The 9,781-nt window shown below is 60.9% G+C and carries 11 protein-coding genes; 7 read left to right on the forward strand and 4 right to left on the reverse strand.

The window, feature by feature from the left end; all coding sequences use genetic code 11:
- Positions 1-16: 16 nt before the first annotated feature.
- The 5 genes from HUJ17_RS16780 to HUJ17_RS16800 all read left to right on the forward strand — a co-directional run bounded on the left by HUJ17_RS16780 (position 17) and on the right by HUJ17_RS16800 (position 3,415).
- Positions 17-397 (forward strand): hypothetical protein, encoded by a 381-nt coding sequence (locus tag HUJ17_RS16780; protein ID WP_290511771.1) that lies wholly within the window; start codon positions 17-19, stop codon positions 395-397.
- Positions 398-690: 293 nt separating this feature from the next.
- Positions 691-1,770, forward strand: a complete 1,080-nt coding sequence (locus tag HUJ17_RS16785; RefSeq protein WP_290511772.1) for a GGDEF domain-containing protein — start codon at positions 691-693, stop codon at positions 1,768-1,770.
- On the forward strand, positions 1,770-2,006 hold the full coding sequence (locus tag HUJ17_RS16790; RefSeq protein WP_290511773.1) for a DUF5062 family protein: 237 nt from the start codon (positions 1,770-1,772) through the stop codon (positions 2,004-2,006). Before HUJ17_RS16785 ends, HUJ17_RS16790 begins: the two co-directional genes overlap by 1 nt.
- A 108-nt stretch (positions 2,007-2,114) precedes the next feature.
- Positions 2,115-2,756 (forward strand): hypothetical protein, encoded by a 642-nt coding sequence (locus HUJ17_RS16795; RefSeq protein ID WP_290511774.1) that lies wholly within the window; start codon positions 2,115-2,117, stop codon positions 2,754-2,756.
- A 173-nt stretch (positions 2,757-2,929) separates the two neighbouring features.
- Positions 2,930-3,415, forward strand: a complete 486-nt coding sequence (locus HUJ17_RS16800) for a hypothetical protein (RefSeq protein WP_290511775.1) — start codon at positions 2,930-2,932, stop codon at positions 3,413-3,415.
- A gap of 19 nt (positions 3,416-3,434) precedes the next feature.
- Here the strand turns inward: HUJ17_RS16800 and HUJ17_RS16805 are convergent, their stop codons facing one another.
- The 3 genes from HUJ17_RS16805 to znuC all read right to left on the reverse strand — a co-directional run bounded on the left by HUJ17_RS16805 (position 3,435) and on the right by znuC (position 6,488).
- Positions 3,435-4,736, reverse strand: coding sequence for an MATE family efflux transporter (locus HUJ17_RS16805; protein WP_290511776.1), 1,302 nt, complete (start codon positions 4,734-4,736; stop codon positions 3,435-3,437).
- A gap of 203 nt (positions 4,737-4,939) precedes the next feature.
- On the reverse strand, positions 4,940-5,722 hold the full coding sequence (gene znuB / locus HUJ17_RS16810; RefSeq protein ID WP_290511777.1) for a zinc ABC transporter permease subunit ZnuB: 783 nt from the start codon (positions 5,720-5,722) through the stop codon (positions 4,940-4,942).
- On the reverse strand, positions 5,715-6,488 hold the full coding sequence (gene znuC, locus HUJ17_RS16815) for a zinc ABC transporter ATP-binding protein ZnuC (RefSeq protein WP_290511778.1): 774 nt from the start codon (positions 6,486-6,488) through the stop codon (positions 5,715-5,717). Before znuC ends, znuB begins: the two co-directional genes overlap by 8 nt.
- Before the next feature lie 269 nt (positions 6,489-6,757).
- Here znuC and HUJ17_RS16820 point away from each other — a divergent pair, with 269 nt between their 5' ends.
- A complete protein-coding gene (locus HUJ17_RS16820) occupies positions 6,758-7,627 on the forward strand; it encodes a metal ABC transporter substrate-binding protein (RefSeq protein ID WP_290511779.1) in 870 nt (289 codons plus the stop codon).
- A 394-nt stretch (positions 7,628-8,021) separates the two neighbouring features.
- On the opposite strand, the gene HUJ17_RS16825 is transcribed toward HUJ17_RS16820, so the two are convergent.
- Entirely contained in the window at positions 8,022-8,372 is a 351-nt protein-coding gene (locus tag HUJ17_RS16825; protein ID WP_290511780.1) for a hypothetical protein, read from the reverse strand.
- 160 nt (positions 8,373-8,532) lie between these two features.
- On the opposite strand from HUJ17_RS16825, the gene HUJ17_RS16830 reads away from it, so the two are divergent.
- Positions 8,533-9,639 carry a cellulase-like family protein gene (locus tag HUJ17_RS16830; RefSeq protein WP_290511781.1) on the forward strand — a complete coding sequence of 369 codons (1,107 nt, stop codon included), beginning with the start codon at positions 8,533-8,535 and terminating at the stop codon, positions 9,637-9,639.
- Positions 9,640-9,781: the final 142 nt, after the last annotated feature.

Here is a 9,781-nt window from a genome sequence, read left to right on the forward strand (position 1 = left end):
CAGAAAAGGAACGCCCATGAAATTTGCACTGGTTTTGCTGGTCCTCGGCTGGCGTTTGCGCTGGCTGGCCTGGCGTGATGCGGGCTTTCGCAAGCAGCTGGAAAACCGCAATGTGGTGATGCAGTGGCGTACCTTTAACGGCAAGCCGGCGCGAAGTTTTCATTTCACACCGGGCAAGGTGGTATCCAGTGGTGGCCTGCATGATCAGCCCACCGTCACCCTGAACTTCAAGGATGCCAACTACGCGTTCCGTACCCTGCAGGTAGCGGGCAAGAACCAGATGGCGTTCATGGAAGGCATGCAGGCCGGGGATATCAAGATCGAAGGTGATCCCGGTCAGCTGATGTGGTTCATGACCCTGATGAAGTTCATCATGCCCGGAAAGAAAAAGAAGTAAACGGCTACGCCTCCAACAATGCCCCACCAGCTGGGGCATTGTTGTTTCTACTCTCCCCTCAACGGGAAAAATGGCGAATTTGCCATTTCTTGCCTACCGTCTGTGCCGCATTTTAACCATATGTCCCCGCAGTTCCTGTTTTGCTGGGTGAGCCCGGCAGCGAAGCGTAATATCAATTAGTGAGGGGAGAAGTCCAAAGCGGGCTTTTGCAATGTCTCTGATTGCCAACAGGGTCTGATGTCGTCCGCTTTTCCCTGCGCCAAGGATAGGGGGAATGACTCATGCAGGCCGCAATGAAAACGCTACTCGAACAGATGCGTATCACCGAGCTGGAAGTGGACTACCGCAAACGACTGCTGGATTTCACCAGCAGGGATATCGAGGTGCTGGTGGGCTGCAGGCCGTTGATCAGCGCTCATATTGACCACATCGTTGATGACTTCTACCGGATTCAGACCAGCAACCCGGATATTGCCAATCTGATTGGCGATGCCGACACCCTGGAGCGTCTGCAGTGTGCTCAGCGTCGCTACATCATGGATCTCTTCTCCGGAGTCTATGGTATGGAGTACATCAACAACCGGTTGCGGATCGGCCTGGTCCACAAGCGCATTGGTGTGGAACCCAAGCTGTATTTGTCTGCGGTGCACTTGCTGCGCTCTCTGCTGCTGGATTGCATCGACCGTGAAGGCAAGGAAGAGGGGGCCACGCCGGAAGTGATCCGGTCGCTGGACAAGCTGATCTATTTCGATGTCACCCTGGTATTCGAGACCTATATCCAGAGCATGCTGGCGGAGATCGAGGCAGCCAGAAATCGCACCGAAGAATACGCTCGGAGCCTTGAGGATACCGTGGCCAGGCGCACTGGTGAATTACGCACGGATTCACTGACCGGGCTGACCTCCCGCCGCTACCTCCATGAAGAGCTGTATCGAACCTTGCAGTCGGCTCAGCGCCGCAGTGAGCCGGTATCGATGGTGTTCGTGGATGTGGACAATTTCAAGGAGATCAACGACCGCAAAGGCCATGCCCATGGCGACAAGGTGCTGCAGGAGCTGGGGCGTATCCTGCTGGAAACGGCTCGTGGGGAAGATTCCTGTGTGCGTTTCGGGGGCGATGAGTTCTGTGTTGTACTGGCCAATGCAACGGAAGAGGAAACCGTACGGACCTACTGTCAGCGGGTGAAGACCTTGCTGGCGGAATGCTGCCCTGATGTGACCATCAGTATGGGGGTGACCCAGACAGGGCCGAATCAGTACGAAGACGCTGATACGCTGTTGCGACATGCAGATACCTGTATGTATTCGCAAAAAAACAGTAACAAGAATGGCCACCAGAAAGTGGGGCCCGACAAGACGGATGTGTGCAGCTGATGAAGAAACTGAAAAACGAAAAAGAGCTGGTAAAAAAGGCCATTACGCTGGGTGTGGACTATGCCGAAAAGCGGGGCGTGGTCGAGTTCGAGCCTACTGACTCAGCGTCGGAAAAGCTGGAGTACATCTATCGGCTGTTGGTACACGACAAGGTGATTCAGCCGTTGCCGGAGGATCAGGTGTCCCAGCCTTCGATTCAACACAAGCTGGCTATCTGGGCATCAAAACAGAAATAGCGGGTGTCGCTTGTTCCTTTCAGGTCTGCTATAAAAATCCTTGAACCCGATACTGGGAGCCTGGCTTGGCACAGGCTATGGCAATGCATTTTTTCAAAAGGACCTGACATGCGACGCAATCCCCTGTTGGCTATCGCCGGTATGCTTCTGCTACTGAGCGCCTGTGCGACCACCACAGAAACCCATTCCACCTGGCAGACCAAAACCGGTGAATCTCACCCCACCTTCCGTCACTTTTACGTGCTGGTGCTGGCGGATGATCCGGCCACCGCTGCTACTGCGGAAGAGCAGGTGAAGAAGAGCCTGAACCATCGGGCGGTAGAAGCGACCCTGGCCAGTGAAACCCTGGGCGTGCGCGAGCCCAAAGGCGAGGCGTTCCGTGGACAGGTGGAAAGCGCGGTCAAGGCCAGCGGTGCTGACGGTGTCATGGTGGTGTCGCTACTGAAGGTGGAAGAACGCTCCGAGTATGTGCCGCCCCAGGTGGACTATGTGCCGGTGCCCTCGGCGCCACTCTACCTGGGCTATGGTCCCTATGTGGGCCACAGTTATGGTGCGATCTATCAACCCGGTTACTACCACAACGCCAAGGACTATTACCTGCAGACTCAAGTCTACAGTGTGGAGCGTAAGCGCCCCGTGTGGCAGGCCCAGTCCCGCAGCATGAATCCGGATAGCCTGAAGAATGGCGCCCAGGGCTTCGCCAAGAGCATCGTGTCGCAGCTGGACAAGGACGGGGCGCTGAAGCGTTAGCCCGGCAGTTGGAAGCCATGAAATTCATGGCGACCGATGGCAAGCCGATACCACGCCCGGCTTCCAAAAACCGCTCCGCCAGTCGGGGCGGTTTTGCGTTTATCGGTGCCGCTGGCTGCTATTGCTGGAATTCGGTACGGTTTCTGCCTCAATAAAAAACAGATGGACCGATAATGGCAAAGGGAATGACGGGGGCACTGGCCGCAGCGCTGGTGACGGGATTGGCCGCGTTGGCGCAGCCGGTACTGGCGGAGCAGGACGAGAAGGTTTACCTGGTGGCACGGTTCGATCTGGATGGCACTACCTACAATCAGGTGGTGTTCTTTCAGGACGATGCCGTCAGTGATCTGAAAGGCTGCAAGCGGGAAATCATGTACGGCCGCAATGGCAACTGGCAGATCTATTCCCATATCACCAATGCGGTGCGCGGCTTCACCTATAGCCTGAGCTACACCTGTGCCCTTGGCCGCCAGGACTTCAGTGGCTGGGACAAGAGTGGTCAGGTCAATCCCACCCACACCTATGAAGTGGTGGTCAGGGATGACTCTTTGCAGGTCACCCCGCGCAACAGTTACAGCGCCTGCCTGAACAGGTTGCGTAGTGCCGGGGGCGAAACAGCCAAACAGTACTGCGCCCGTTCAACCCAGGCCATCCAATAGCACGTACCCAGGCGTTGTATCATTCCGCTGCTAGCGGGGAGCGGGCCAGCCTCTGCTTCAGCACCCAGGCCATCAGCAGGCCGCGGGCAGCCATGAAGCCATTCATCGTCAACCACAGGCCGTGGTTATCCCAGCCCCGCGTCAGGCCCCACAACAGGAAAAACACCAGCACGGAAACCAGCATGGTGTTGCGCATGGCGGCACCCCAGGTGGCGCCCACAAAGATGCCATCCAGCCAGAAACCGGCGCTGGCGGTGAGGGGTAGCAGCAGCATCCACGGCAGGTAGGTGGTGGCGGTGTCGCGGATGCCGGGCAGGTCGGTGAGCAGATGAATCAGTGGCCCGCCGCCAAGGCTGAAGACCAGTAATCCGAGCGCCGCACAGGCCACGGTCCAGCGCCCGGTGGCGCGGATGGCCTGGCCCAGGGCTTGCCGATCGTTCCTGCCGTGGGCCTCGCCCACCAGCGCTTCCGCCGCGTTGGCAAAACCATCCAGCAGGTTGCTGAGCAGCAGCAGAAAGGTGATCAGCACCGCATTGGCGGCCAGCACCGCGTCACCCAGTCGGGCGCCCTGGGCGGTAAAGAAAAAGAAGGTGCTGAGCAGGGCCAGGCTGCGCACAAAGATATCCCGGTTCACCGCCATCAGCGCCAGCATGGCCGCCGGCTGCCACAGCCGTTCCTGTCGTGCCGGTGGGCGCAGGGCAGCGCGTAGCCAGAACAGGCCGCCAGCTAGCCCCACATATTCCGCCGTGGCACTGGCGATGGCAACGCCGCGCACATCCAGATGCCAGACCTGTACCAGCAGCACGTCCAGCAGGGCATTGGTGCTGTGCATCAGCACCGTCATCTTCAATGGCACCCGGGTATTGTGGGTGCCGATGGCAAAACCGATCAGGGCAAAATTGGCCAGCGCCGCCGGGGCACCCAGAATGCGGATGTTGATGTAGTCTCCGGCCAGCTTCTGTACCTCGTCGCTGCCGCCCAGCAGCCACAGGCCGGTTTCCCGCAGCAGCGGCGACAGGGCAATCAGCGCCAGCCCCAGCCCGGAGGATAGCAACAGCGCACGCAGCAGAACCACCCGGGTATCCTTCTCGCCACCCCGCGCCTGGGAGGCAAAGCCGGTGGTGCCCATGCGCAGGAAGTTGAACGAGAAGTACAGGAACATGAAGAAGTTGCCACCTAGCGCCACCGCCGCCAGATAGCGGGGATGGTCCAGATGCCCCACCACGGCGGTGTCCACCAGCCCCAGCAACGGCGCGGTCAGATTGGACAGCAACAGTGGCCAGGCCAGCATCCAGATGCGGCGGTTAAGGGACAAACTCATTCAAACTCCGGGAGAACCAGCCTTGCCGTAGGAGCGTCGCTGGCGGCGCGATAACCCAAAACCCGAAAACACGTATTACCACAGAGGGCACAGAGTTCACCGAGGAAAAGAAAGGGGTTTTCTCTGTGCCTCTGCGTTCTCTGTGGTGAAAGCGCTTTTGATTTGGGATCGCGCCGCCAGCGACGCTCCTACGGCAAGCGCTTTCATGAACTTCGGCGTAGCAACGTCAGCACAAACAAACTACTGGCAGCGACCACGATGGACGGCCCCACCGGCGTATTGGCGAACCAGCTCACCGCCAGACCGGCCAGTACCGCCAGAGTACCCAGCACACTGGCTACCGCCGCCATTTGTGCCGGGGTATGGGTGAGTCGGCGGGCGCTGGCGGCGGGGATCACCAGCAGGGAGGTGATCAACAATACCCCCACGGTGCGGATGGCGCCGGCGATCAACAGGGCCAGCAACAACATCAGCAGCAGCCGGGTGCGCTGTACCGCCACCCCTTCCACCTGGGCCAGCTCCTCGCTGACGGTGATACTCAGCAGTGCGCGCCATTGCCACAACATCAGTAGCAGAATCAGGATGGCACCGGCCCACAGGGCGAGGGCATCCTGCCAGCCCACTGCCAGCAGGTCGCCGAACAGATAGGCAAACAGGTCCACCTGAATGCCTTCTTGCAGACTAATGGCAATCACCCCCAGCGCCAGGGTGGTGTGGGCGACAATGCCCAGCAGGGTGTCGCTGGCCAGTTGCTGCTGGTGCTGCAGGGCGGTGAGGGCGCCGGCCAGACCCAGGCATACGGCCACCACGGCCAGGTACAGGCTGATATCCAGTGCCAGGCCAAGCGCCGCGCCCAGCAAGGCGCCGTGGGCCAGGGTGTCACCGAAAAAGGCCATGCGCCGCCAGACCACGAAGGCGCCCATGGGGCCGGACACCAGGGCCACGGCCAGGCCGGCGAACAGCGGCGGCAACAGCAGCTCAATCATGGTGGCAATTCCCGTCGTGTTGGTGGCCCGGCTGGGCATCGCCATGCAGATCATGGTCGTGGTCATGATCGTGGGTGTAGAGCGCCAGGTTGGGGGTGCCGGCGCCAGGGCCAAACAGTTCATGGTAGGCCGGGTCCCGGCTCACCGATTCCGGGCTGCCGGAACAGCACACATGACGCTGCAGACAGATCACCTCGTCGGTGGCCGCCATCACCAGATGCAGGTCGTGGGAAATCAGCAGGATGGCGCAGCCCAGATCATCGCGGACCGACTTGAGCAGCCCGTAGAGCGCATTCTGCCCGGCCACGTCCACCCCCTGGGCCGGTTCGTCCAGCACCAGCAGGTCCGGCTTGCGCAGCAGGGCCCGGGCCAGCAGCACCCGCTGCATCTCGCCGCCGGACAGCTGCTGCACCGCACGGCGACGCAGGTGAGCCACCCCGGCCTGCTCCAGCGCCGCCCGCCGGGCGGCGGTGGGGCCGGGCGCGGCCAGCCACAGAAACCGGTCCACGGTGAGCGGCAGGCTGTCATCGATCTTGATGTGCTGGGGCATGTAGCCCACCCGCAGTCCCTTGCGGCGCTCCACTGAGCCGCTGGACGGCGTGACCAGACCCAGCACCACCCGCGCCAGGGTGCTTTTGCCGGCGCCATTGGGGCCGATCAGGGTGGTGATGCGACCGGGGGCCAGATTCAGGCTGACCTCGGACAACACGCTGTTGCCACCCAGGGTGACCGACACCGCCTGCACATTGACCAGAGGATCCGACATAGCAAAAGCGCCCGAAGAACAAAGGCGCAATGATATACTGCCGGCCTTTCGCCTGCACGAAGCAGGCTTTCTGTAGGAACGCAGCTGGCGGCGCGATCAGAAACCAGGATCAAAAGCCATTTCACCACAGGGGGCACAGAGCACAGAGAGAAAACTCCTTTTGTTTTTTCCTCAGTGATCTCGGTGCCCTCTGTGGTAAATACCGCTTTTCAGGTTTTGGGTTGTCGCGCCGCCAGCGACGCTCCTACAGGGTGCTATACGAGGAAGTGATGCGCAGTTTGTGGTTGGTAATGTTGATGATGCTCAGTGCCCAGGCAATGAGCCAGACTCTGGTCGCCAGTGTGGAGCCGTTGGCCAAGGTGCTGCGCGGGCTTTATGGTGACCAGGTGCAGGTGGTGACCCTGCTGCAGGCCAACCAGAATCCCCATCAGTTGGCCCTGTCTCCCCGCCAGGCCATGTTGGTGCAGCAGGCGGACCTGCTGGTGTGGCTGGGCGAAACCGTGGAGGCGCCGCTGGCACCGCTGGTGGCCCGTCGGCAGGGAGCTACCCTGACCCTGCTGGAGCTGGAGGGTGTTCATCGCCGGGAAGGTGATCACGACCATGAGCATGACCACGAGCATCATGATTCGGATCATGGCGATGCCACCTTGGACCCGCATCTGTGGCTGTCGCTGGACAACATGATGCTGCTGGCCGGGGCGCTGGCACAGCGTTACCCGCAGGGGCTGAAAGCCGGTGAACCGGCACGCTGGCAGCAACAGGCCAAAGATCGCCATGCCCGTCACCGTCAGGCACTGGCTGGGCTGGAGAGGGTGCCCTGGCTGAGTTACCACCAGCCTTGGGGTTATCTCACCGAAACACTGGGGCTGGCGGAACCGCTGGTGGTCTCACAGCAACTGGATGCGGGGCCGGGTAGCCGACGTTTTGTGGCGTTGGCCGGCGAGATTCGCGACCAGCAGGTCCGTTGCGCCATTCTTGAACCAGAAGCCCGCGCCGCCATGGTCTCCCGACTGTGCCCGGACTGCCAGATACACCCCCTGGACCCGCTCGGCCGCGATTATCCGGAGCTGGATTACCTGACCTGGCGGGACCGGTTGGTGGAAGGGTTCAAAGCATGCCTGCAGGCGGGGGCGGGCTGAAGCTACGAGCTACGCTCGTAGGATAGGGAAAGGGTGGAAAGTTCCTCGGGCCTCGGCATTTCTATGAAGCCGCTGTAGGAGCGGCGCTTGAGCCGCGAACCTTGCGTAGCAAGGAAATCGCCCACAGGGCGATCAGGTATTTCAGCGCTCGACAGGTTTCAGAAAGAATGGCGGTTAGATTGATCTTTGTCGCCTCGCTGCGCTCACCCCTTCGGAACCGCCCTGTGTGCGTTACTCCGCTTCGCTCCGTTCCTACAATGAATTCTCAAATCCTCGCCAAGGCTGAAATCGCGCCGCCAGCGACACTCCTATACCTGCAGGCAGAGGGCTATTCGATTGGCTCGACCCTGCCGCGTTACAGCTAGAAGCTCGTAGCTAGCCACTCGCCGCTGCTTCAAAGCTCCCGAATCGGAATCAACGTGGGTGGCGGCGGTGGTGGGGTATTGTCGCGAAGCTCCGGCGGGCGCACATTCTCGGCCTGACGCTGGCGTATTTCCTGCTGCTCGTCCTCCAGATAACGGGTATCCGGGCTGATCGCGTTCATGCCGCGGCTTTCATCGCTGGTATCCAATTCCCGTGGCGATTCCAGGTACATGGCTTCCAGCTCGCTGCCGTTCAGTGGCTGCGCAGGGACCTGCTCCCGGGTTTGCGGAGCATCATCGTCAGGTGGCGAGGAATTGGGTAATTGTTCCGCCGCCACGACCAGGCCCGGAGCCATTAACAGGGCAATCATTATTTTTTTCATAACCCGATCATAGCGCTCCCTTACCCGGGGGGAAACCGGCTTGTGAGCGCCATCAAGTGTCAAGGCGGGTCAAAAATTACCCGGCGGGCACAGGGCCATTGAGGCCGTCCCGGAAAACGGTATGCTGGAGCGCTTAATCTGAAACTGGTGCAGGGCCTGGATGGCACAGCAAAATAGCGCACAACCCTTGGCGATGGCCTGCTGGGATCTGTCCTGGCTGCTGGACCGTGACACTCGTCACGGTGCTTTTGCGTCGCTGGAAAAAGTGCTCGATGAAACCCAGCAACGCGGTTTCAATGCTCTGCGGCTGGATCCCTGCCCACACCTGATTGCCTGCCCGGATAACGGCGTCCACCTGGATCGTTGCGAACTGCAGGCACCGGGCCATGACCCGGTGGAAGTGAAGATTCGCCACAGCCTGCAGCAACTGCTGCAATCCGCCCACGAGCGTGGCCTGAAGGTGTGGTTCAGCAGCCGCTTTGTGGACGACAGCCGTGCCCGTCGTTCCTTTGTGCGGCGCCCGGAAGATTTCATCGCGGTGTGGAGCGATACCCTGGCGCTGGTGCAGGAATGGGGTTACCTGGATGACGTGGCCGGGGTGGATTTCTGCCACCAGTTCCCCGCCCTGCCCTATGCCCACGGCGTTACCCGTCGGGTGTTCAACCGTTCCCCGGACCGGCCTCTGCCGCAGCGCTGGTCCGCCAGCGCCGCCGAGCGCATCGAAGCGTATCTGCTGGAAATTCCCCGTGCCCTGCACGCCCTGTTTCCCGGCGTACCGATCGGGCTGAGCACCACCACCAGGATCAGCGAGCAGTTGCGGCAACTGGATACCAGTGAGCTGGATTTTCTCGATTTCAGCCTGTGGCTGGATGATGATCCGCGCTATCGACTGGCCAGTGGCGAGGCGGTTCCCATGACGGGTCTGGCCCGGCGTCTGGCCAGCCCGGTGAGGCAGCTATTGCTGGATGCCGGCGGCATGCACTGGCAACGGCGTATGGAGGACCAGTTGCAGCGGCGCATGGCCTTTACCCGCCTGCGGCGCCTGCAGCCGGTGATCGGCGAAGGTTTCGTGCGCCAGCCCCGCCATTTGCGTCGCCTGCCCACGGGCTGGGCCGATTTGCACGAGATGATGGTGGTCAGCGCTCTCACCCAGGGCGTGGAGTCCATGACCCCCACCTCGCTGGCCTGCCCGGCCTACGACTGGCTGTGGCGGGAAGAAGAGTACCTGGCGCACCTGAATCACCTGATCCTGTCCGGGTCGGAATAACCGTTTCAGCGGCAAGCTACAAGCCACAAGCTGCAACGCGGCAAATCACCGAGCCATCCATGCACTACAGTCTCCGCGTTTCCAGCTATGTGCGCGGGCACGGCCCAGCGGTTACTGCCACGTTGTCTCGTGTTGTAGCTTG

It is taken from the genome of Alcanivorax sp. (assembly GCF_014762765.1).
Classification (GTDB): domain Bacteria; phylum Pseudomonadota; class Gammaproteobacteria; order Pseudomonadales; family Alcanivoracaceae; genus Alcanivorax.